This is a genomic window from Saccharibacillus sacchari DSM 19268 (genome assembly GCF_000585395.1).
In the GTDB taxonomy this organism is placed as follows: Bacteria; Bacillota; Bacilli; order Paenibacillales; family Paenibacillaceae; genus Saccharibacillus; species Saccharibacillus sacchari.
The window spans coordinates 897060-920869 of record NZ_KK073875.1 but is presented as its reverse complement, the minus strand read 5'-3'; the positions used below and the strand labels follow the sequence as shown (position 1 = coordinate 920869).

General features: G+C 52.6%; 20 protein-coding genes. 14 read left to right on the top strand and 6 right to left on the bottom strand.

Going from position 1 to position 23810, the window contains the following annotated elements:
* The first annotated feature begins 22 nt into the window (after nt 1–22).
* The 3 genes from SACSAC_RS04085 to SACSAC_RS04075 are packed head-to-tail and all read left to right on the top strand — an operon-like array spanning nt 23 to nt 3717.
* On the top strand, nt 23–490 hold the full coding sequence (locus SACSAC_RS04085) for a cupin domain-containing protein (RefSeq protein WP_037283766.1): 468 nt from the start codon (nt 23–25) through the stop codon (nt 488–490).
* Between the two features lies 1 nt (nt 491).
* Entirely contained in the window at nt 492–803 is a 312-nt protein-coding gene (locus SACSAC_RS04080) for a hypothetical protein (protein ID WP_037283764.1), read from the top strand.
* A 25-nt stretch (nt 804–828) separates the two neighbouring features.
* Nucleotides 829–3717 (top strand): CHASE3 domain-containing protein, encoded by a 2889-nt coding sequence (locus SACSAC_RS04075; RefSeq protein WP_169833745.1) that lies wholly within the window; start codon nt 829–831, stop codon nt 3715–3717.
* A gap of 124 nt (nt 3718–3841) precedes the next feature.
* Here the strand turns inward: SACSAC_RS04075 and SACSAC_RS04070 are convergent, their stop codons facing one another.
* From SACSAC_RS04070 to SACSAC_RS04060, 3 genes are all read right to left on the bottom strand, one after another.
* Entirely contained in the window at nt 3842–5671 is a 1830-nt protein-coding gene (locus SACSAC_RS04070; RefSeq protein WP_037283763.1) for an ABC transporter ATP-binding protein, read from the bottom strand.
* Nucleotides 5655–7406 (bottom strand): ABC transporter ATP-binding protein, encoded by a 1752-nt coding sequence (locus tag SACSAC_RS04065; RefSeq protein ID WP_037283761.1) that lies wholly within the window; start codon nt 7404–7406, stop codon nt 5655–5657. Before SACSAC_RS04065 ends, SACSAC_RS04070 begins: the two co-directional genes overlap by 17 nt.
* Before the next feature lie 355 nt (nt 7407–7761).
* Complete coding sequence (locus SACSAC_RS04060) at nt 7762–8937, bottom strand: GNAT family N-acetyltransferase (protein ID WP_051506849.1); 1176 nt, start codon at nt 8935–8937, stop codon at nt 7762–7764.
* 243 nt (nt 8938–9180) lie between these two features.
* Here SACSAC_RS04060 and pgaC point away from each other — a divergent pair, with 243 nt between their 5' ends.
* The 11 genes from pgaC to SACSAC_RS04005 all read left to right on the top strand — a co-directional run bounded on the left by pgaC (nt 9181) and on the right by SACSAC_RS04005 (nt 20855).
* Nucleotides 9181–10461 carry a poly-beta-1,6-N-acetyl-D-glucosamine synthase gene (gene pgaC, locus SACSAC_RS04055; RefSeq protein WP_084777899.1) on the top strand — a complete coding sequence of 427 codons (1281 nt, stop codon included), beginning with the start codon at nt 9181–9183 and terminating at the stop codon, nt 10459–10461.
* On the top strand, nt 10419–10877 hold the full coding sequence (locus SACSAC_RS04050) for a hypothetical protein (protein ID WP_051506848.1): 459 nt from the start codon (nt 10419–10421) through the stop codon (nt 10875–10877). The genes pgaC and SACSAC_RS04050 overlap by 43 nt, the downstream gene beginning before the upstream one ends.
* Nucleotides 10878–11274: 397 nt before the next feature.
* Entirely contained in the window at nt 11275–12507 is a 1233-nt protein-coding gene (locus SACSAC_RS04045; RefSeq protein WP_037283757.1) for an aminopeptidase, read from the top strand.
* 83 nt (nt 12508–12590) lie between these two features.
* Nucleotides 12591–13004 (top strand): DivIVA domain-containing protein, encoded by a 414-nt coding sequence (locus SACSAC_RS04040; protein WP_037283755.1) that lies wholly within the window; start codon nt 12591–12593, stop codon nt 13002–13004.
* 79 nt (nt 13005–13083) lie between these two features.
* The gene (locus SACSAC_RS04035; protein ID WP_037283754.1) at nt 13084–13404 is read left to right on the top strand and encodes a thioredoxin family protein; all 321 of its coding nucleotides are present in this window, start codon (nt 13084–13086) and stop codon (nt 13402–13404) included.
* Nucleotides 13405–13889: 485 nt separating this feature from the next.
* Nucleotides 13890–14423 carry an RNA polymerase sigma factor gene (locus SACSAC_RS04030; RefSeq protein ID WP_037283752.1) on the top strand — a complete coding sequence of 178 codons (534 nt, stop codon included), beginning with the start codon at nt 13890–13892 and terminating at the stop codon, nt 14421–14423.
* Nucleotides 14407–16248, top strand: a complete 1842-nt coding sequence (locus SACSAC_RS04025) for a hypothetical protein (protein WP_037283750.1) — start codon at nt 14407–14409, stop codon at nt 16246–16248. Before SACSAC_RS04030 ends, SACSAC_RS04025 begins: the two co-directional genes overlap by 17 nt.
* A 208-nt stretch (nt 16249–16456) precedes the next feature.
* Nucleotides 16457–16990: an RNA polymerase sigma factor gene (locus SACSAC_RS04020; protein WP_037283748.1), complete on the top strand. Its 534-nt coding sequence runs from the start codon at nt 16457–16459 to the stop codon at nt 16988–16990.
* Nucleotides 16974–18755, top strand: a complete 1782-nt coding sequence (locus SACSAC_RS04015) for a DUF4179 domain-containing protein (protein WP_037283746.1) — start codon at nt 16974–16976, stop codon at nt 18753–18755. Before SACSAC_RS04020 ends, SACSAC_RS04015 begins: the two co-directional genes overlap by 17 nt.
* Nucleotides 18756–18931: 176 nt before the next feature.
* Nucleotides 18932–19468, top strand: coding sequence for an RNA polymerase sigma factor (locus SACSAC_RS04010; RefSeq protein WP_051506847.1), 537 nt, complete (start codon nt 18932–18934; stop codon nt 19466–19468).
* On the top strand, nt 19452–20855 hold the full coding sequence (locus tag SACSAC_RS04005; RefSeq protein WP_037283744.1) for a hypothetical protein: 1404 nt from the start codon (nt 19452–19454) through the stop codon (nt 20853–20855). Before SACSAC_RS04010 ends, SACSAC_RS04005 begins: the two co-directional genes overlap by 17 nt.
* Nucleotides 20856–21044: 189 nt before the next feature.
* Here the strand turns inward: SACSAC_RS04005 and SACSAC_RS04000 are convergent, their stop codons facing one another.
* The 3 genes from SACSAC_RS04000 to SACSAC_RS03990 form a co-directional block, all read right to left on the bottom strand.
* A complete protein-coding gene (locus tag SACSAC_RS04000; protein WP_245608722.1) occupies nt 21045–21902 on the bottom strand; it encodes an IS3 family transposase in 858 nt (285 codons plus the stop codon).
* An 11-nt stretch (nt 21903–21913) separates the two neighbouring features.
* Nucleotides 21914–22216, bottom strand: a complete 303-nt coding sequence (locus tag SACSAC_RS28285) for a transposase (protein WP_037283740.1) — start codon at nt 22214–22216, stop codon at nt 21914–21916.
* Between the two features lie 235 nt (nt 22217–22451).
* Nucleotides 22452–23759, bottom strand: a complete 1308-nt coding sequence (locus tag SACSAC_RS03990; RefSeq protein ID WP_051506846.1) for an MFS transporter — start codon at nt 23757–23759, stop codon at nt 22452–22454.
* Nucleotides 23760–23810 lie beyond the last annotated feature (51 nt).

Genomic DNA, 23810 nt, shown 5'->3' with positions numbered 1-23810 from the left:
GAAGGAAGGAAGAACCTTACCCATGAATTCCGAACACCCATTCCAACTTTCCCCGCTCGTTGAACTGTTGGGGCTTGAAGGTCACATAGAAGGCGGATGGCATAAAGAACTTTGGAAATCTTCGTTTAAGATTCCGCAGAGCGTGCTGCCGGAAGAATACGCGGGAGACCGTTTTGCGGCAAGTTCGATCTATTTTCTGCTGCATCCGGGCGAAGCATCGGAATGGCATGTCGTGCATTCCGACGAGCTGTGGCTCTGGCATACGGGCGGTCCGCTGGCTCTAACGCTGGGCGGCGACGGAGAAGAACCGGTTGAAGGCGAAGAAATGATCTTGGGTCCCGATACGGCTAACGGTCAGAATTTCCAGGGACTGGTTCCGGGCAAGCATTGGCAGAAGGCTCGTCCGATTGGCGATGAACCGGTATTGGTCACTTGTATCGTAGCGCCGGGCTTCCACTATGACGACTTCAAAATGATTGAACGTAAATAGCATGAACTGGTATACGTTTGGTCAGATGCTGAACGCGATCAAGCTCGGACAATTAGCGGAAGCGGCTGACGGGCACCGGCGGGTCAGGCTGCTTCCGGAAGGTTTGGCTTGGATAACTGGGCCTTATGCGGATCGTCTTGTGAAGGTGGAAGGGTATCTGCTGAGCGACCTCTGGACGATCCGCGAAGACGAGACATCCGAACGATTCGCCGAGCAAAGAGCGGATTGGGAACGCAAGCGTATGGAAATGCTGGAAAACCAGTTGTTCGAACAGCGTGCGCGGCGGCTCGATCCGCCAAACATCGAAGAGTAAACTGAGCGAAGCGGAGGGCATGGAAGTGCCGAAAAAAAGACGTTTTAACATTCGCGCGAAAATACTGGCCGGATATTTGTTTATTTTGGTCTGCTTGGGATTATCGCTGCTCGCGGTATCCGCACAAGTGCGCAGTCTTCAGGAAGCCAATGCGTTTATCAGCGATCATGATATTGCGGTGCATGACGAACTGAGCGCGCTGCAAAAAAACGTGCTGGACATGGAGACCGGTCAGCGGGGGTATCTGCTGACCGGAGACCGCGATTATCTGCAGCCTTACACGAGCGGACGCACCGAGTGGGAGACGACCTACAGCCGGTTGTACGAGCTGGTCGGCGACAATGCGTCCCAGCAGCAGAGCCTCGGGCTTATCCGTTCCAATATCGAGAGCTGGATTGCGGAGATGGGCGACCGCACGATCGAACTCAAAACCGAAGGCAAGGAAGCTGACGTATTGGCTTACTACACGGGCGACGCGGGCAAGCGGGAGATGGATCAGCTGCGCGTTCAATTCGATGCGTTTCGCGATACCGAGCAGCGGTTGACCGATGCGAGAGTAGCCGAGCTGAAAGCGAACAGCGATCGGATGATCTATGCGATGATCGGACTGTGGGCCTTGGTCGGGATCGTGTCCATCGTGGCGGCGCTCGCCATTGCAGGCAATATTTCAAAAACGATTTCCCGAGTGACGGACGCGATTCGTTCGATCACCGTCGGCGGCGATTTGCGCGAACGGATCGATGTTCGTTCCCAAGACGAAGTCGGCGACCTGGGCGATTCGACCAATCTTCTGCTCGCGAAGATCGAGGCCGAAGATCGGCATAAAGAACGTCTGATTCGCCTGGCGGAATTGCTTCAGGAGAAGTCTTCCGGTTCAAGTTCCGAGCTTGCCGACGCGTTCTTGTCGAAAGTGTCCGAGACGACGGAAATTCCGGTCGGTATTTTCTACGTGGTGGACCCCGAACGCAAGACGCTGTCGAAAATCGCGGCTCTGGCCGAAGACGCCGAGCATGCGGCACGAACCGAATCGGTCGATATTCGATTCGGCGAAGGCTTGATCGGGCGCTGCGCTCTTGAAGGAAAAATACTGCATCTGAAGGATGTGCCTGCGGACTATGTCAAAATCTCTTCCGCGCTTGGTTCTGCGTCGTCGGCCGAAGTGCTGCTGATTCCGGTAATGTACGGAGGCCGGGTGAAAGCCGTTATCGAATGGGCGTCGCCGAAAGCTTTCGAAGCAGGCGAGGTGGAACGCTTGCAGCGAAAAGCCGAACTGCTCGGCAGTACGCTTCAGACGGTGGAAGCAAGGCAGGAGATCGAACGTCTGTACCGGGAATCGCAGTCGCTCAATGAAGAACTCCAAGCTCAATCCGAAGAACTTCAAGTGCAATCGGAAGAACTTCAGGTGCAATCGCAGGAGCTGATGACGCAGCGCGACGAGTTGGAAAGTATCAACGAACAGCTCAGCGAACAGAAGCACGCAGCCGAAATCGCGGTGGAAGAGACGGAGAAGTATGCGCAAGAATTGCAGATCAGCTCTAAATACAAATCGGAATTCTTGGCCAATATGTCGCATGAGCTGCGCACGCCGCTTAACAGCATGTTGATTCTTTCGCAGATCCTTGCCGAAAACGAGAATCGAACGTTAACGGCGAAAGAAGAGGAGTATGCTTCCAGTATTCACGAGTCCGGTAAGGATCTGCTCAATCTGATTAATGACATTCTTGATCTGTCCAAAGTCGAAGCCGGCAAAATGCAGATTGAGGTTGCTGCCGTAGATCTGGCAAAAGTAGCTTCCGATATGGATCGTTACTTTGCCGAAATCGCGATCCGCAAACAGCTTGATTTCCGAATCGAGGTCGAAGAAAATGTGCCGGGTTACATTTTCACGGATGAACTGCGGCTTCAACAGATTCTGCGCAATTTGCTCTCGAATGCTTTCAAGTTTACGGAACGCGGGGAAGTGGTGCTTCGAATCGGCCGCGTACCGGGCAAACGGGTGAATCCGGAAGGCGCGGCGTACGACCAGTTGGCGTTCAGCGTGAGCGATACGGGGATTGGCATCAGCGAGGAGAATCGTCAGTTAATCTTCCAGGCTTTCCAACAAGCGGACGGAACGATTGCCCGCAAATATGGCGGTACGGGTCTCGGCTTGTCGATCTCGACACAGTTGGCGGCCTTGCTGGGCGGTGAAATTACGCTCGATAGCCGTTACGGTGCAGGCAGCACATTCTGTCTGTACGTTCCATGCGTCAAGGATGACGGGGAGTTGGCGGACTTGTTCCTGCCGTTGAACGCTCGCCGATCCTGGTCAAGCAGCGCATCCCTGAAAGAAGCGTTGTTGCCGGAGGAAGCCGAGTCGGCGGTAACCGCCCAAGAAGAAAAGGAAGCTCCTATCGAATTATCGACTCCCGATTCCCAACGATTTATTCGAATCGTACCGGATTCCGCAGGAGGAGAAGGCGGGGGTTCGTATGCGGGCGGGATGTTATTCCCGCCGACTCTGCATGAGCCGGAAATGCCGTTTGAAGGCATGCGGATGATGATCGTGGACGACGATATTCGTAATGTTTATGCGTTGACGAGTATGTTGGAGAAGCACGGCGTGGAGATTATCGTCGCTTTGACGGGGTTGGACGCGTTGGATAAGTTGAACGCGGAAGGACCGTTCGACATGATCTTCATGGACATTATGATGCCGGAGTTGGACGGGTTCGAAACGATGCGCCGTATTCGTTTGGAACCGGAACTTGCGCACATCCCCATTTTGGCCCTCACTGCAAAAGCAATGAAGGAGGATCGGGATAAATGCCTGAACGCGGGAGCTTCCGATTACCTGACCAAACCGCTTGATATGAATTTGGTCGTAGAGCGAATGAAAGTATTGTTGGATGTTTCGGGCCGAATCGCAGATTAGATAGTTTGGCTCAACATAATGGCAGTGAATAGGAATTCTAATTGTAGATGAAGTTAAAGCCCCTGAGACCGAATGATCGGTTTCAGAGGCTTTTTTTGCTGCGAGCGTATAAGGTCTTTCTGGGTCAACCGGGCAATTGCTCGCGTCCCGATTGTCTTGCGTGTCGGTACAGCTCCGCATAATGGCCGCCGCGCGCCAGCAGTTGGGCATGCGTGCCTTGTTCCGTCAATTCGCCGTCCTGCATGACCAAAATACGGTCGGCATGCATGATCGTCGATAGACGATGGGCGATCACGATCGTGGTTCGGCCTTGAGCGACGGAAGAGAGGGCTTGTTGGACAAGCTTCTCCGTTTCCGAATCGAGGTTGGCGGTCGCTTCGTCGAGAATCAGAATTTTCGGCCGGAATACGACGATGCGGGCGAAGGAGATCAACTGCCGTTCCCCGGCCGACAATCCGCTGCCCCGTTCGGACAAATGCGTATCGTAACCGTTCGGCAAACGAAGAATCATCGGATGGGCGCCTACGAAACGACACGCTTCGATCACCTGCTCCCGCGTGATGTCGTCGCGGAACAGGCGGACATTCTCGATGATCGAGCCGGCGAACAGATAAGGATCTTGCTGAATCAATCCTACGGCCGCGTGCAGATCGTTTTGCGTCACTTTTCGAATATCGACGCCGTCGATTTCCACTGTGCCGGTATCCACGTCGTAAAAGCGGTTCAACAGGCTAATCAGCGTGCTTTTGCCGGCTCCTGTCGTTCCGACGACGCCGATCATTTCGCCGGGCTGGATATGCAGGTTGAGATTTTTCAGCACGGGACGATCTGCGCGATAACCGAATGTCACATTGTTGAAATTCACTTCGCCGCGCAGAGAAGAGGACCGGAGTCGGATTTGTTCTTTTTGTCCAGGCTCGCTTACGTCCGGTTCGGTCTCCAACACCCGCTGAATGCGCTCAACGGCGACCGTCGTCGATTGGAACGTGTTCCACTGCATGGTGATCTGGTTGATCGGCTGGAAAAATTGGCGGATATAGCTGACGAACGCGTACAGCACGCCGACTTCCATGCTTTGCCCGAGCACCGCGCGTCCGCCGAGCCAGACCATCAGCACGAGCGCGGCATTGCCCAGAATATCGAAGGTACGGTTAAACAGCACGTTGGAACGAATTTGCCGCAGATTGGCGTTCCAGTAGTTGCGGTTCTGCTCGGTGAAGCGCCCTAATTGTTCTTCTTCCTGACGGAAAGACTGAATCAAGCCCATGCCGGACAGATTTTCTGCGGTAAAAGCGATCAGGCGGGACAATCGGCTGCGCGCCTGCTGATACGTATTGCGCAAGTAAGAACGGAAAAAGGCCGCGACGATGAAAATGACAGGAAGAATCAGCATCGAGAACATCGCCAACTGCGGGTCGAGGCTGAACATCAGAACAAGGATGAGCACCAGCATCATGCCGTCGCGCACCAGACTCAGCAGCACTTGGGTGAAAAATTGGCTGATCGTTTCGGTGTCGTTGGAGACGTTGGTCACGAGACTGCCGCTGTGCGTCCGATCGAAAAACGACATCGACATTTTCGAAATATGCCCGAACAGGTCTTTGCGAATCCGGGCGATAATGCTTTGTCCCGCGTATTGCAGCAGATTGTTTTGTAAATAGGTAAACAAGAAGCTAATCACGGCAATGCCCAGATAGATCAGGCCGAGCCGGAGCAGCGAGCTTCCGCCTTCGCCTTTGGCCAGATGGTCGTCGATCGCGATCTGGACGATCAGCGGCTGAAGCAGTTCCGCCGATATGCCCAGCAGCGCGCAGACCGTGACGCCGAGAAACGCCATCCGGTGCGGTTTGGCATAACCAAGCAGCAGCTTTAACGTGGAGGAAGTCGACGGCTTGTGTTCCTGTGGAGAACTGGAAGCCGTTTCCGCTGTCTGCTGCTTATTCAAGTTCGTCATGCTGAAGTCCCTCCTCTTGAAGCCGGTGCATCGTCGCGTACGCGCCTTCGCGCCGCAGCAGCTCTTCGTGCGTTCCGCGCTGAACGATACGTCCTTCGCTCAATACGACGATCTCGTCCGCATGCTTGACGGCGCTGATCCGGTGCGAAATGATAAGCGTGGTTTTGCTGCGGCGCTCGCGCACCAGATTGTCGAGGATGCCGGTTTCGGTCACGGCATCCACGGCGCTCATGCTGTCGTCGAGGATCAGTACCTGGGCTTTTTTGGTCAATCCGCGCGCAAGGCTTGTCCGCTGGCGTTGTCCGCCGGAGAGCGTTACGCCGCGTTCGCCGAGCCGGGTCTCGAAACCTTCGGGGAAGCGCGAAATATTGTCGTAAATCATGGCACGTTTCGCGCCGGTTTCCACTTTTTCCATCGGAGCTTCCCGGTCGCTGAACGCGATATTGTCTCGAATGGTCGTACTGAACAGAAAACCGTCCTGCGGGACATAGGCCAGGCGGCTGCGCAAGCTTTCCAGCGACAGGTCGCGAATATCCGTGCAGCCGAAGAACAGCGAGCCGCGGGGCGGTTCGTAGATGCGCAGCAGCAGCTTGACCAGAGTCGTTTTGCCGCTGCCGGTCCGTCCGACGATGCCGATCGTTTTTCCGGGCTCGATCGTAAGGTTGATCTCTTTCAGCGCGGGTTCGCGGCTGCCGGGGTACGAGAAGGTCAGATCCTCGAAACGAATCTCTTTCGGCTGATCCAGGGTGCGCGCATTCTCTTCGTCCTGCACGTCGGGTTCTTCGTTCATCAGGCGGTTGACCCGTTCGAGCGAAGCGCCGGAACGCTGCATCATATTGATGACGTTGCCGATCTGTTGGAGCGGGCCGACGATAATGCGCATGTACAGCGTCAGCGAAACGAAGCTGCCGAGCGTGATTGCGCCATTGAGCGTTTGCGCGCCCCCGACCAGCAGGGCCAGCACCAACGACAGAGCGCCGAGAAACGGGATCGCCGCCTGGAACAGCGAAGACAGCCGGACGAGGAACAGTTGCGCGCTGCGAATCAAGTCTACTTTTTCGCCGAACCGACGGCCTGCGATATCTTCCGTTCCGAATGTTTTCGTCACGCGGATGCCGCCGAATTGTTCTTCTGCCGATTCCGTCATTCCGGCCAGCGATTCCTGCACGTGCATCGAACGTTCCCGTACTTGAGGGCCGATGCGGACGACAATCAGCGGAATCAAAACAAGCGGGCTGATGCAGATCAAGATCAGCGACAGCGGAATGTCTCCGATCACCATCATGACGATGCAAGACAGCAGCAGCACGACGGCATTGGTGGTCTGGGTCACGCCGTTCGAGATCGATTCGCGCACGAATTGCACATCGTTGGTGACGTAGCTGAGCAGCTTGCCCGTGCCTTGCTTGGAAAAAAAGTGCTCGCTCAGCGTGGCGAACTTGCTGAACAGCTTCTGACGGACTTCGAATTCGAAGCGCCGGCCCAGCCGCATGACCTGGTATTGGCCAAGCCCGAACAGCACGCCGTACGATAGGCCGATGCCTAGGAGCAGCAGAGCGAATTGCGTCACGGAATGGTAATTGAGCGTTCCGGCCTGAAGATCATCGGTAAAGTTTCCTAAAACGAGGGGGAGTGCAGACTGGATGACGTTGGCGACGACGATAAGCAGCACGGCCGTCATATACCCGGGGATATGCGCCGTAACATAATCCTTGAGCAGTTCTTTGCCTTTCAAGTCCTCTTCAACTCTCTTTCGGACCGCCCGGCAACCTACGAAGCTTAGACGAAGCCGCGCCGCAGTGCTGGCCGCTCGGGTCGGAAATAGGGTGGAATCATGGGTGAACACGGGGATCGTCTCCGGCAATGCAAGTTTTCAGTGAGATGACGGAAAGCGCGCAGGTGACGAAGAGGCAGAGCGTAGGCGCATGCTGCACGTCTTCGCTTTGCCTCTTCTTCGAGATTCACTGAGCTTGCCTTTTCATGGGTCGCGTTCACGGGAGGTTAATCTCCTATTTCATCATATACATATTACCCTTAGCTGGAGAACGCAAACGCGTAAAGGAGAGGAAGGAAAGTCCAAGGTCCGGATATCAGATGTAATGCAATCCGTAAGGATTCGGAAGTGGTATGGGGTCGAACCAAATTGGGATGTCCCCGGGACGAGGGTAGTGCGGATCGAACAGCGTGCCGTACCATTCCGCCCGACTGAGTTCGCGATTGCTGGTTGCGGCGAATACGCGACCGTCGGGATCGACGCGGAGTGCTTCTTCCCAAGGCAGCGGCCAGAGATCGTAAGCTTGTTCCAGCAGAAGGCGAATGTCGGTTACAAGTAGGGTGCCGCCGTTGCGGATCGATTGAAGTTCGGCTCCTTTTTGTTCGAGCAGCGTTTCCAGATCTTGATCTTGCCAGGGAATATCGACATGCAGTTCGTCCAAGCGGCAGAAGTCGGGCAAGGCATGGATCAGGTTAGCGGTGTCTTGAGCCTTGCCGCCGTAGGAGATGAACGTTGCAGGATTGCTTTTTTCAGATTCAACATTCAATGAAGGCGCGGAACCGTTCCGGAGCGCGGATTGCACGTGATGCGGCACGCCTAGTACCGCATAGGAGGCAAGCCCCTGTTCGTTTTCAGCCACGATTGTAAGTTGCGCCAGCCCCAGCACGTTGCAATAGGCAGAGGCGCCCAACAGCTCGCCGATACCTGCCGCGCTTTCTTCGAATCGCGTGTGATTTGATTCATGAAGATGATGTAGACGCAGCAAATCTTGCGGTTCGGCCAGGCGAAGGCGAATCGATGGCTGCGCCGGAACCGATGAATCGGTTGCAGCGGACAAATCATGGATTGAGCGGCGAAGGATCGCTTTTGTGGCGCGTCCAAAATAGGTACTTCCTGCGCGGGTGTACAACGAGCGTTCGCCGGAGATAAACAGCAGCGGGGCTTCGGCCTTTTGCGTATGCGCGATACAAAGATTCAGCAATTCACCCGCTAGTCCGGCTCCCCGATGCTCCGGTGCGGTAAAGACCGAACCCATCGAGAAAGCGCGAAGCGAGGCTGCTCCGCCTATGCGCAGCGTCGAAGGAGCAAGCCCCATGAACGCGGCCAGTGTACCTTCTTCGGTAAATGCGCCGTAGGATTGCACAATACCCGGCGCGAACAGACGGGGAAACATGTCGGCCATCGTCGGTTTCATGTTCGGACGGAATACGGAATTCGAAAGCTGCGCGGCATTAGGCAGCTCATGGGCTTTCAGCAAGCGAAAAGTAGTCATTGATCAAGGCTCCTTTGGCGGGTCGATATCTGCCGCGAATATAACAGAAAGCGCTTTGATTTGCAAAACGGATCAGCAAAGGAGTCGGTACATCGAAAATGAATTTTTCAAATACCCTTCAAAAGTAGGTACAAAAACAGGAGAAAAATTCTCTTTGAAAAAGTTCTGTTTCTTCCAGAAAATAAATTGACATTTCATTAAAATTCTATGTATAGTTACTTAGTCACAAATTAATGCCTATATATGATAGTGGAGGGAACCGAATTGGGATTTCCTGATTTATTTTCTGGGCCTTATGGCCTTGTAACAGCATTTGTTTTTTGGTATCCGTTTATTATGGCTCTTTTTTGGATGGCCGGTTCTCTTCTGTTTCTTAGAACGAAAGAATCCAAAAGCAATCTTTTGAACATCGAGGAAATCGATTGGCCGATGATCAGCATATTGGTTCCGTGTTATAACGAAGAAGAGACGATCGAAGAAACCGTGCGTAACCTGAACGGACTTTCTTACCCCAAGAAAGAGATTATTTTGATCAATGACGGTTCGAAAGACGGAACCGGGGAAATCATCAAACGATTGTCGGAAGAATACGAGATTGTCAGATCTATTCAATTGGATGAAAACCGCGGCAAAGCCAATGCTTTGCAAGTCGGATTGTTCGCCTCGAGGTCCGAATACCTCATCTGCGTCGACTCCGACGCCCTCCTTGCCGATACGGCTCCCTATTATTTGATTCGCCATTTCTTTAAGGGCGGCGAAAGACTCGGTGCCGTAACCGGCAATCCGGCGATCCGTAACCGCAACAATCTCCTCAGCCGAATGCAGTTGGTCGAATACGCCTCGATTATCGGAGCGATTAAGCGGACGCAAAGACTTCTCGGAAAAGTTATGACGGTCTCCGGAGTCGTGGTCGCTTTCCGCAAAAAAGCGCTTGTGGATGTCGGTTTATGGGACCGCGACATGATCACTGAAGACATTGCGGTCAGTTGGAAACTCCAAAAACGCTTTTGGGATGTTCGCTATGAACCGCAGGCCATTTGTTGGATGCTTGTGCCGGAAACTTTATCCGGCATTTGGAAACAGCGCGTGCGTTGGGCGCAGGGCGGCCAAGAAGTCATTCTTCGCCATTGGAAAATCTTGTTCAGCTGGAAACAACGCAGAATGTGGCTGATTTACCTTGAACAATGGATTAGTATCTTTTGGGCATTCAGTTGGCTTTTTGTTACGCTATTATTGTTGGTTACGGCCGACAGTGTAACGGACATGCTCATCTGGTTTACGCTGACCTCATTTGCGTTGGTGTTCATTAGCTTGATTCAGTTGTTGATCGCGCTTTTGATCGATTCCAATTACAATCGCGTGTTGAAGTATTATTTCTGGGCAGCTTGGTACCCGGCCATTTACTGGATGGTGAATACATTTGTCGTAATGGCTGCTGTTCCTCGAGCTATCTCGTCGCGTCTGAAAGGAGGTTACGCCGTATGGAACAGTCCGGACCGCGGCATGAAGAAGAAAGCTTCCTGATCGTAGGCAACCGATCTTGGTTTCGAGCCTGTCTTGATTTCTTTTTTTCTTTGATTTTTTGGGCGTATGGATTAGCGGTGGTTTTCTTTTTCGTATCCGCTACTTTCGGGCTGCATAACGGTTTGACGGAAATGTTGCATGCTTCCTTCCGTACGATGGATCAAGACGTTCGTAATTTGGTTATGTTGGCGCTTGGCATCTTCATTCTGTTTTACGCAATCCTTTATATCAACCGCGTATACAATAAAAAAAGATTCGGCACTTTGCAAAGACGAACTTATCCTGCTGATGTCGATAATCCGGAACTCGAGTCTTTGGGCTTGCTGGATCTGGAGACCATCGAAAAGTTGCAGGCTAACGATTACATCGTTTTTGAAACAAATCCTATTGCCCCGCTCGGAAGCAAAAAACCGTGATCCCATGCATCATGCGGGCGTAATCTAACATCTTACATCGAAAAGGGAACGACGGCTATCTCACAAGCTGTCGGGCCCTTTTTCTATTTTAGGTCGTGCACGCAAACTTAACGACGTGCATCTTTAGCCGCCTTTTCGCCCTCTACTGCGTCAGTATCCCTTGACGTGACCCGGCACGACTACGGAAAAGTTCCTTATTCAGCACGAAAATTCGGCAAAATCTGCTTCCGTCGAGGTTTGAAGACACGCCCTAGTCGGAATCGCTTCCGGGATCGAAAGCTCTTAACCGATTCGCTATGTGGATTTTTGCAAAATCTTTGACTATGATAAGAGAAGATGTTTTCATATTCGAAATTTTCATTTTACATAAGGATGAAAACTTGGGGGTAGCAGAGAAATGGATGGATTTACAAAGAAATTGGAACAATATGCGGAGCTGGTCGTAAAGGTAGGGGTTAACATTCAGAAGGGGCAAGTTCTTCATCTGCAATCCCCGATCGAAGCGGCAGAGTTTACGCGATTGGTCGTTCAAAAAGCATACGAAGCGGGAGCGAAGTATGTCGAGATCGAATGGGAGGACGAAGCGTCGACCCGCCTGCGTTACGAATACGCATCGGAGGATACGTTCGATTACTATCCGACGTTCAAAGCCGAAGCGTTGGAAAAGCTGGCAGCCGAAGGCGGAGCGGTCATGCATATCAAAGTACCGGACCCGGAACTGTATCGCGGCATCGATTCTTCCCGCGTGGCGCGGGCGACCAAAGCGGCCGCTGCGGCGCGCAAAGGTTACCAGCAATTCGTTCGTACCAATCAACTGGCATGGTGCCTGATCAAAGCGCCGACCCGGGCTTGGGCGAACAAAGTGTTTGCGGATCTGCCGGAGAACGAGCGCGTGGACGCGATGTGGGAAACCATTTTCCGAATGAATCGGGTTGGCGAAGGCGATGCGGTAGAGAATTGGCAGAACCATATCCAGACGCTGAAAGACATGCAAGCGAAGCTGAATGAGAAAAATTACAAAAGCTTGCACTATCGCGCGCCGGGCACGGATCTTAAAGTCGAATTGGCACCGGATCATCTATGGCTCGGAGGCGGTGACACCAACCGGGCTGGCGTATACTTCGTAGCCAATATGCCGACCGAGGAAGTGTACACGATGCCGAATCGAACGGGCGTCAACGGAACGGTCACGTCCACCATGCCGCTTAACCTGAACGGGCGCTTGGTCGAAAAGCTGTCGCTGACTTTTGAAAACGGCCGTGTCGTCGCGTTCGACGCCGAATCGGGACGCGAGCATCTGGAGTCGCTGCTGGACACCGACGAAGGCGCGAAATATCTCGGCGAAGTCGCGCTGGTTCCGTACGACTCGCCGATCTCGAACCTGAACCGGGTCTTTTACAATACCGGAATCGACGAGAACGCGTCCTGCCACTTCGCGCTCGGCAGCTGCTATCCGGTCAATATGAAAGGCGGAGCGGATCTGACGCAAAACCAACTGCTGGCGCGCGGCGGCAATTCAAGCTTGACCCACGTGGATTTCATGGTCGGCTCGAATCAGATGGACATCGACGGCGAGTTGCAGGACGGCACGGTCGAACCCGTATTCCGCGCAGGGCAATGGACGATTTAAATTTTGATTTTGCAAAATCTTTTAATTAAAAATTCATCAATCGAACGAAATAATATGATACATTAAAAGAAGGAGGGATGGGCATGGAGGAGCAGTATCAGCGCCAACTTGAGGAGCAAAAGCGGCTGTTCAAACAGCTCGGCATCAAGCTCGACGCTTTGCAAATTCATGAGAAGGACTTTCCCGTCAAAATGCGCGGGTATACGAAAGAGGACGTCGACGCGTTTCTGGACGATGTCATTCTCGATTACGAGCGGTTTTATCAGGTGATTTCCGACTTGTTGGACAAGTACAATGCGCTTCAGCGCCGTCAAGGTTACGATCTGGAGAAGAAAGATGCCGAGATCGCGCGACTGGCGGAAAAAGCGAAAGTGCAGGATTATCTGGTTGACCGTCGCATCGTGGATGAAGCGGTACAGGACATGGAACGCGCGCTTCAAGCAGCGAAACGTCGGATGCGTCCGGGTGCGGGCGAATTGCACAACGATCCTTACTGAAGCGACGAGCGTAACCTTTTACGAATAATCCGATCAGCGTAGACGGACCCCTTCCCGAAACCGAGAGGAGAATGCACAAATGGAACGAATCGAGAGCTTGGAACAATATAACGAACAAATCGGCGGCGACGGCCTGACCGTCATCAAGTTCGACACCAACTGGTGCCCGGACTGCAAAAACCTGGACCGTTTCATCGGCGGCATCATCGAAAACAACCAGGACAAAGAATTCTTCGCGATGGACGCAGAGAAGTTCCAGGAAATCGCCGAGTCGAACGAAGTACGCGGCATCCCGAGCCTGCTCGTGTTCAAAAACGGCGAAAAAATCGCCCACCTGCACAGCAAATTCGCTAAAACTCCAACTCAAGTATCCGAATACCTGGAGTCGATCGGCAAGTGAATAAGTAAAAGGAGCCGTTCGATCACGATCGAACTTCGCTCGACTTGGAACGAACTCGCCCTACTTAACTGTAGAGCGAGTTCGTTTTTCTTGGCAAAAAGGATAGTTTTCGTCCGGTTCTTTTAAGAGTGAAGAAGAATTTGTCGTAAAAGAAGCAAACCTAGCAGAGGGAGAAATTCAGTGAAATACAGGTTTTCAAAGAAAACCTGCGGTAACATACGTGTAATTGTTGGCCTTTGAACTCGGAAAATCCATTATTAAATCCAATTCAACTTTTTCCGAGTGAGACAGCGGCTTGAACGAATTTCTTCCGCAGCGTCTTCCTTCACCACATGAACAAGATTCCTCTATACCTTTCCGGACGGCCCCCGGCCGTCCTTTTTGCCATGAAAAATTTCCGAAGCGAAAATGGAACCTATTTGATCCCCCGCGTGTTCTTATGGTCGAGTGATCACTACACAGAGGGGCAAAGGAAGTGAGAAACGTTGAACGATAAAGAACTTTTTGAAACCCATAAAGAGGCGGTCTACCATTACTGCCTGTACATGCTTCGCAGTCGCGCGGACGCGGAGGATGTATGCCAAGAGGTATTCGTGAAGGCGCTGGTGGCAGACCGAAGCGGCATCGAATACGTGAAAGCATGGCTGATGAAGATCGCGGCTAACGAGTGCCATTCGATGCTGCGACGCCGAACGAACGGCGAGATCAAGGAAAAGCGAGCGTTTTGGCTGGGCATGCCGCTGCGTTCTCCGCAATCGGTCGAGCAGGCATATGAGCGGATCGAGACGTCGGGAGAGTTCGAGGAGCTGTTGGGACGACTGAAGCCGAAGCTGCGCGAGGCGCTGCTGCTGTATTATATGGCGGACCTGTCCACGAACGAGACGGCAGATGCGCTGGGCGTACCGATCGGAACGGCGAAATCGAGAATCAGTCGGGGATTGAAATCGTTAAAAAAGTTGACGGAACAAGAATCGGCGATGCCGGAGAAAGAAGGTGAAGGTCGTGCTTCGAGCTACTGAAAACGAGACGGAAAAGAAGCTGCGCGGATTGAAAAAAGAAAACCCGAACTACGACGCGATGTGGAACCGGATACGACTGGAGGCGGACAAGCGGGGATCGGGTTGGCAGGAACAGGCTGCCGCGCCGATTCGCAAACAGTCGACGAAGAAAAGATGGCTCATGCCCGTGACTTGCGCGGCGTTGGCGGCCGTAATCGCATTGGGAGCGGCGGCTTCGCAAGGCTATATCCAAACGTTGCTTCCGGACGCGAAAGCAGCTCCGCTCGGTCAGTCGATTGGCGCACAGGCGGAAGTGGACGGGATTATGTTGAAAGTGAATAGCGCGGTTCAAGGGATGGATCGAAGTTACGGACAAAGCGAAGCGCAAAAACGAATGGTACTCGACTTGTCGCTCAGCGGTTTCGGCAGCGAAAACGTGCGCTACGCTGCATTCGACAAAGCGTCGATCATCGATCTCGATACCGGCAAAAAGCTGGAATTGAGCATGGGCGATTTCAATACGGACGATGTTCGCAGCATCGGAGATTGGGAAGCCAATCGGACGCTGAACACAACGTCGAGAGTGACCGGAGATCTCGACGATACGGAAGGGCAGCATCGCTATCGTCTGGAAACGTCCGGCTTGTACATGATTCGCCGCGCGACTGTTCCGATCGAGGGCAGCGTGAAGCTGGGCGAAGAATATACCGTGCTGCCGGATCGGAATTTCAAAATCAAAATTACCGATATCGATTGGGATCAGAAGCAAGGGCTGATGAAGATCAAGTTCCTGCCGAACGAAAACGTGCCGAGACTTGATACGGAGGATTCGAATACGCTCATGATGGATAGGGGAAACTCGATAAGACTGAAAGTGGGCGATAAAGATCTGGGACCGGGAGGTTGGAGCGAACCGATCGAACCGGAGCCGGGAGTGAGCGAAGCGGAAGGCGAGTACAATGTCAAAGGCCTGACCGAAGACCAGATTGCCGATATGACGATGACTTTCAGCTACGCTGAGCCGGTTCGGGTTATCGAAGGTCCGTGGACGATCGATTTCACGCTCGATTCGTCGAAAGCCATCGTTGAAACGGAAACGATCCCTGTCGAAGACGCGTCGGAACTGACGGAAAAGACCGGCTGGACGCTGGGCGAAGCGCAGTTGGACGCTTACGGCGTTACGATTCCGGTTTATCGAAATGAAGAGGATTCGGAAAGCGTCTTGAAAGACGGTCAGATCGTGGATTACAGCATTTCCATCACGGACGGCGAAGTCACGACTTCCGGTTCTCAAGATCCGGTTCCGACGACGCGGATCAAGCAAGGACGGGAAGGCGAGCAGGAGTATATCAAATTCGGCGTACAGGGCATGTCCAAAAACGCGACGGCCGGCCAGATGACGTACGACTATTGGGAAACCTACGATTTCCGCAACAAACCGTTGACCGCGACGTTCAGCAATGCCTGGGTCGTGCGCCGGCACGACGATTACTGGAAACAAATCCCGGTGCCGACGGAAAAAGAACAACCGACGACGGATACCCTTCCGGAAGGACTTCCGATCAAGTATATCGTGCACCGCGAAGGAAGTAAGGTCTTGGTTCAGGTCCAAAGACCGGAAGGCATGAACATCTATGAAGGCATCCGATTGAAGGTCGACGGGAAATCTTATGCTCACGACACGGACGAATTTTCGGCTATTTCGGTTCGGAATACCGAAAACGGCTATTACGACCGCGTCTATGTTTTCGACGACGTACCGGAAGGCGAGAAGTTCGAACTCGGGCTTCAAGCTTACGGAACCGTTGACGACTCGAAAAACGCCACCGTCGTCATCCGCAAATAAAACATCGACCGAAAACCGCCGGGGATTTGCGTCCCCGGCGGTTTTTTTTCGCGTTTGTTCATTCAAGAGCAGGCGTATAATTAAGTTTTTCGACGAATCGCCAAACGGGAACCTCTTCACGGTTTCATAAGTCCTCTATAAGAAGCGCGCGCTCGTTCATGATCATTGAAGAAGGCAAACGGAAGTCGACAAGGATGTGAGAAGAGGGATGAACGACCTGGAGTTGTTCGAAGATTATAAAACGACGGTGTATCGATACTGTCTGTACATGCTCAAACATAAAGGCGATGCGGAAGACATCTGCCAGGAAGTTTTCGTGAAAGCGATGTTGGCGGACCGAAGCGATCTTCGCAACGAAAAAGCGTGGCTGCTGCGGATCGCGGCAAACGAATGCCATAGTCTCATGCGGCGCAGAAGCCGAGGTCGGGAAAAGGAACAAAAGGTTTTTCTGCAAAACGATCCGCTTCAGTATGCGCAATCGGTCGAAAGCACTTATGAACGTCGCGAAACGAAAGCGGAATTCGGCTTGTTGCTCGGACAGATCAAGCCGAAATTTCGAGAGGTGCTGCTGCTTTACTACACGGCGGATCTGCCGATGGCGGAGGTGGCCGAAATGTTGGGCTTACCGCTTGGAACCGTCAAATCGAGAATCAATCGGGGATTAAAGTCGCTCAGAAAGCTGAAGGAAGAACGGGAGCCACATATGAAGAAAGGAAGCGATGTTCATGTCTCGAATTACTGATCCGACTACGGAACGGGAACTGCGCGAATTGGAAGACGACAATCCGGATTACGCCGGCATGCGAAAACGGATTCTCCTTGAAGTCGACAAACGAAGATCGGGATGGAAAGCCGAAGGCGCATCTGCGGAAAAAAGATCGTTGCGCCGAGGATGGACCATGTCTGCGGGAGCGGGTGTGTTGGCTTGCGCAGCCGTTGCAGGCGTACTGTTTTGGCAAACGGACCTAGCGACCGAACCTGCATCTACAGTGACTTCAAACTTAAACGAAGCGAGCAAAGCCTACACGGCGCCTGCCGGACAAGCGTTGGAAGCCTCGGCTACGGTCGACGGGATTAAGCTGACGATCAACAACCTGATTCAAGGACGTTTTCAAGGTAAAGGCACAACGGAAAAACAAAACGACAGACTCGTGCTGCAAATGAGTCTGGATGGTTTGAACGTGCCGAATGCCGAGTACGCCGGATTCGCATCGACGCGCCTGACGGACTTGGACAGCGGCGCAACGCAGGAATGGAAAGGAGCCAGCTTCGATCTGCGACAAGGCATGCAGAACGTGTCTGACGCTCAAGTATTCGACGGGGATTGGGCCGAGGAAGGACAGATTCGCCGCTTCCGTTTCGAAACAAGCGATCTGTATACGGTGCGTCGTCAAGATATTCCGCTAGAGGGTGTTGTTAAGGATCAAACCGAATACCCCATTCCTTCACTCCAAGGCGCGTCCGTATTGCTCACCGATTCGAAATGGGACGAAGAGCAAGGGCTGTTAACGTTAAATTATAAGCTTCAAGGAACGGAGGCTTACAGTTTGTCTTCGCCTCCGGAATCCTTGTTTTCCGAGACTCAAACACAGCTTCTTTTAAATACCGGCACCCGAACCATAGCACCCACTTCAGGAGGTAGGGGAGATGATACGTTCAGTATGAATTACGAATTATACGGCATAAGCGCCGAAGAACGCCAAGCTTTGACTTTAACTTATAGTTACGCCGAAATGGTTGAAAAGATCGAAGGGTCTTGGCAGATCGATTTCACGCTTGACGGAACGCAGGCTCAAGACCGGGTGGTTCAAATCATGCCGGAGAACGCTTCGGAAATCGAACAAAAAATCGGATGGAAGCTTGGGCAAGCCGATGTCAGTGCCTATGGCGTGTATCTTCCGATCGAAAGAGAACGGCAGGACCGGAAGCTGTACGACGGGCTTGTTCTGTACTATGAAAAGTCGGTACTTGTTGCGGAGAAATTCGAATCCAAGGAAGGCGAACATGCAGACAATCCTTTGCTTGTTTCTTTCGGTCAAGCGACTCAAGGACAAGAGGCGTTATCTTTCCGTTTTATGAGCGAAGCCATGCGTAACCTGACTACGGGCCCGCTGAAAATTCGTTTGCAAAATGCTGTAGTGGTTCGCGAAGCACCGAAGGGGAGCGCAACCGTTCTTGCTGCTCCGACAAAACAAGAACAACAAATCGATGCCAAGCTGCCGGACGGCAGCGTCCTGCATTACCGTTACTCGCGTGAAGGCAACAATCTTAAAGTCATTACGGAGACCGAGAATTCATTGCATCTGCTGGAAGCGCCTATTGTGAACGTGAAAGGTGAGACCTATCAGGCAGATGGTAGTTCGTCCCATGAATACTACCGTCCGAATGGCGATTACCGGGTCGATGTGTATAAAAATGTTCCGCAGAGCGCAGAGCTGGAGCTCAAGTTGGGGTTATACAGCCAAATCGATCCGTCGCTGGATACGGAGATTGTTTTGCGGAAGTGAGGGGAATTAGGTTTTAGAGCTTCTACGCCAAATCAGCAATATATAATCAAGCCCGATTTCTTTCAATGACGAAAGAAGTCGGGCTTTAATTTTTTTCTAAAAAAGCGAACTGTTTCTTTTGCTCGCGAGTCTTTATACAAGGTATAAAGGATACAGAGGGGCGAAAGGCGTGAGAAATGGTGGACGATAATACGTTATTTCGGACGTACAAAGAAGACGTATACCGATACTGCTTACATATGCTGCGCAACCAGACGGATGCGGAAGATATCTGTCAGGAAGTGTTCGTCAAAGCAATGTTGGCAGATCGGAGCAAAGTTGAATATATCAAAGCCTGGCTGATGCGAATCGCCGCTAACGAATGCCATTCGTTGATGCGGCGCCGAACGAACGGACAGCAAAAAGAGAAAAAAGCATTTTCAATCCATCTGCCGCTGCGCCCGGCGCAATCGGTAGAGAATGAATATGAACGAGTAGAGGCTGCTGACGAATTTGGGCAATTGCTCAGTCGATTAAAGCCCAAAGTGCGGGAAGCCATGTTGCTGTATTATATGGCTGATCTATCAACGGCAGAAACCGCGGAAGCTTTGGATATCCCAGTAGGAACAGCTAAATCAAGAATCAATCGGGGCCTGAAGATGTTGAAGAAATTGTACGAAAAGTCTTCGAATTCGCGAGGGAAAGGAAGTGACCACCATGTCTCGAATTACTGAACAGCATGTACAACAGCGAATGCGCAATCTTTCGGATGGCAGCCCGGACTATGACGAGATGTGGAGTCGAATTCAATTGGAAGTGAAGCGCCGTCGTTCCGGTTGGAGCGAACAGCCCAAGACGCCGTCGGAGGAGAAGCGCAGCGTTTCGCGCGCTCGTCGTTGGGTGATGGCTGCATCTGCCGCCGCAATTCTCGCGACGGCCGGAGGAGCCGCTGTTTATTTTAATCCATTGATGCAGCAAGAAGTCGCCACGGTCGAAATGGGCCAACAGGTCGGCATTTCAACTGAGGTCGAAGGCATCGAAGTGATGCTGAACAGCGTGGTCGTAGGCCGCAAACCGTCGGAGCAGGACGATCAAATCGCGCTTCATTTGAGCTTGGCCGATTTGCAAAATCGCGGATTCACTACGTTCGAATTCGAACAAATGACATTAACTGATTTGGATAGCGGAGAGAGTCTGCCGATGCTTGGAGAACGAAGTTTGTTCCAACCGGACGGCGAAGATCTGACGAATCAGACGCTTACTCAATATTTCGAAAGCAATCTGTCTGCGGACAGCCAGAATAAAAAGTATCGGTTGACGCTGAAAAACTTAACCTACTCAACGATCCAGATCGTCGATACGATTCCCGAAGATTGGGTCATCGATTTCACGATCGATAACGGGGAAGCTGTCACTTTCGGGTATGCCCTGCCGATCGAAGAACAGGCGGCTCTTGAAGAACGCACGGGAATGAGACTGGAAGTAGCGGAAGTCGGTCCTTTCGAGCTGCGAATCCCGTTGATACGCGCACAAAAAACGGCTGCGGACGGTTCCGGGTTTTTGTACTACGAAGAGGTGAGTCTGCGAGTGGACGAGAAAGAAGTCAAAGGCAGATGGAACCCTGCACCGATGAGCGCGAATATGCTTGCAGATACCGGGCCGACTGCTCCGGAAGCTCTTTACTTCAATTTCGTGGATTACGCCGTGGACGATGTGAGGGATCGGTCTTTGACGCTTCAACTGCGGAATGCGGCAGTGGTCAACGAATATCCCGATCTTTGGACGCCCGTTGCCGCCCCGAGCGATCAAGCGCAGCGTCTCCAACAGACGATGCCGGATCAGAGCGTGATGGATTACAAAGTGACAAGGCAAGGTAACGATGTGCATGTCCAGACGCTGACCCAAAACAAATTCCAAATGATGAGCGGAACGAAACTTAAAGTCGACGGCAAAACCTATCTGTCCGACCCTAAACAAACCAGCAATAAATACACCGGCGACTTCGGATTTCAGATCGACGTATTCCCGAACATTCCGGAAGGCAGCGAGTTTTCGATCAACGCGGGAACGTACCGCGTGCAGGACGCTTCGCGGGACGTCGATATTCCGATCCCGAATTGAAAAATTTGAGTTTGAGAAAAGATGCGGTAAAAGAAAAGGAAAACCGATGAGGTTTTCCGCGGTATGAGAAAGTGATGAAAATGTAACGGATCCAGACGACGCTTAGCGGGCTTTTGGAGCAGTTGAGGATTTTTAACGGATCGAGATGTACCTATGTCAAGAAAATGGACAACTTTTTAAGTGACCGATTCAAGCCGAATGTTGTCGCCAGCGTGCGGCAAACTGAACAGGAGAAAGATAGCCCAGCGCACTGTGCATCCGTTTGCGGTTGTAGAAAAATTCGAGATACGTGTATAACTCGTCGTAAGCTTGGGCATGCGTTTGGAACCGAGTCACGTACACCAATTCTTTCTTTAATACACTGTGAAAGGCTTCAATAACGGCGTTGTCATAACAGTTTCCTTTTCGACTCATACTGGCGGTCATCTGGTAGCATTCAAGCTGCTTGCGGTAGGTTTTGGAGGCGTATTGCGACCCACGATCCGAGTGGTGGAGGAGTCCGGGCTTCGGTTTCTTCGCCTGGTAAGCGATTTTCAACGCCTCTACAACGAGATCTTCGGTCATGCGGTCACGCAAACACCAGCCTACGATTTCGCGCGTGTACAAATCCATGACACTCGCCAAATATAACCGGCCTTGTCGACAAGGAATAGACGTCACGTCGGCCACCCATTTTTCGTTAGGCGCGGTCGCCACAAAATTCTGGTTTAACACATTCGGCGCAACGGGCGAAGGGTGGGCAGAATCGGTCGTTTGGACTCGAAACTTGCGACTGACGCACGAACGAAGTCCGAGCTCGCGCATGTAGAGACTCACGGTTCGGCTCGAAATTCGAACGCCACGACGATGAAGTAACTTCGTCATTTTGGGACTGCCGTATCGCGAGTAGTGGTCGTGGAAAAGAACGGTGATCTGCTGCTGCACCTGACCTTTACGCTGCTTTTGCGCACTTTGTCGGCGAGAACGCCACGCGTAAAAACCGCTCCGAGCGACTTGAAGGACTGTGCACATCTTCTCAATTCGAAACTCGGAGCGATGAGCTTCGATGAACGCAAATCTCAGTTCTTTTCTTTGCTGAAGATGTGAAGCGCCTTTTTTAGGATCGCGAGTTCCTCTTCCAAATCGTTCTTTTCTCGCTCGGAGGCTTTAAGCTTGGCTTCCATTTCCCGGAGCTTTTCGGCATTAGCAGTGACGACCGGCTCATTCTCGAATGACCGATATTTCGTCATCCAGTTCTTGAGTGTGCCGGCTGGAATCTGCATCTCCTCGGCGATCTCCGGCAGCGTTTTGGTTTGCTCCTGCACATACTGGACGGCTTTTTTCTTGAACTCTTCGTTGTAGTGCTGACGTTGCTTGGTCACGGACCCCACCTCTTTCTTTGTCCTTATTATCTGAGGTCACTTAAGGGTATGTCCACTTTTTATTCTAGGTGCAAGATGATGCTTAGAGCAGAATTCGCCTTGATTTTCATCGAAAAAAAGGTGAAATCGGCGGCTAGCGGACATGCGATCCGTTAAAGTTGCGCAGAGAGTTGATTTGGGCTTTTAAAGGACATAGTATCCGTTAGCCGAGCCGCCGAGCCGCCGAGCCGAATCGTCACGTTTCCGCTCCGTTCTCTTTCGCCCAACTGTTCAGTTTGGTGTCACTCGGCAGCAAGAACGTCAGCACGCCGAGCAGTGGCAAGTAACTGCAAAACTGCATGACCGTCGCGACGCCCGCGACGTCCATCCAATTGCCGAGTACTAATCCGCCGAGACCGCCCATGCCGAAAGCAAGGCCCGTGACCAGACCGGACACCGCGCCGACGCGGCCCGGAATCAGCATCTGCGCGTATACGACCGATACCGAGAAGCTCGACAACAGGATAAATCCGATCAGCGTCAGCAGAATGCCCGTCCATGTCAAATTCGCATACGGCAGAGCCAGTGTCAGCGGAGCGGCGAGGACCATGGAGCCGAACAGGACGTTGCGCTTGCCGATCCGGTCAGCTAACGGCCCGCCGAATAAGGTTCCGACCGCGCCTGCGGCAAGGAACAAGAATACGTAAATCTGCGCGTCAGCAATACTGACCGCGAACACGTCACGCAGGTAGAACGCGTAATAACTGCCGACCGAAGTAACGTACCAGGAGCGAACGAACACCAGCAGAAGAAGCATGCCCATCGCCGAAGCCACTTTTTTGCGAACCGCCGGGTCCATCGCTTTTTTGACGACTGTCTTTTTCGTCTGTGCAGCCGCCTTCAGCGTACGTCCGTACCAGCGAGCGATAAAAATCTGCACGACGATACCGAGCGCCGCGAGTCCCGTGAACCAGATCGCGCCGAATTGACCGAGCGGGATAAAGATCATGCGGGTCAGCAGCGGAGCCAGCGATTGCCCCGCGTTGCCGCCGACCTGGAAGATCGACTGCGCAAGACCGCGGCGCGTTCCGGCAGCCATATGCGACACGCGCGAACCTTCCGGGTGAAAAGCGGCGGACCCCAATCCGACGAAGATGACCGCGATAATGACGGCCGCGTAGTCGGAAGCATAAGCGAGCAGCAGCATGCCCGTTAACGTGGAAGCCATCGCCATGGGGAGCAGCGCGGGCGTCGGCCTTTTATCCGCGAACAATCCGATCACCGGCTGCATGATCGAAGCCGTGAAGTTGATCGCGAACAAGATCCAGCCGAGCTGTCCGTAGCTGAGCTGCATGGAATCCTGCAAGATCGGCATGATCGCCGGAATGACGGATTGCATCGAATCGTTGAACAAATGCACCAGACTGATCGCGAACAGGACGCCGTACACCGTATTGCGGGAATGTCCGTCGGAGGAGCCGGGAGCCGGAGATCCTTTTACGGCAGATCGGGCTTCGGTATCCGGATCGATCCGCTCGGCTTTGGCGCCGTTTTTGACAAGCATAATAGAAGTACCTCCAAATCGACGCAGGTCGTTCGAGCGAGCAGGTGCCGA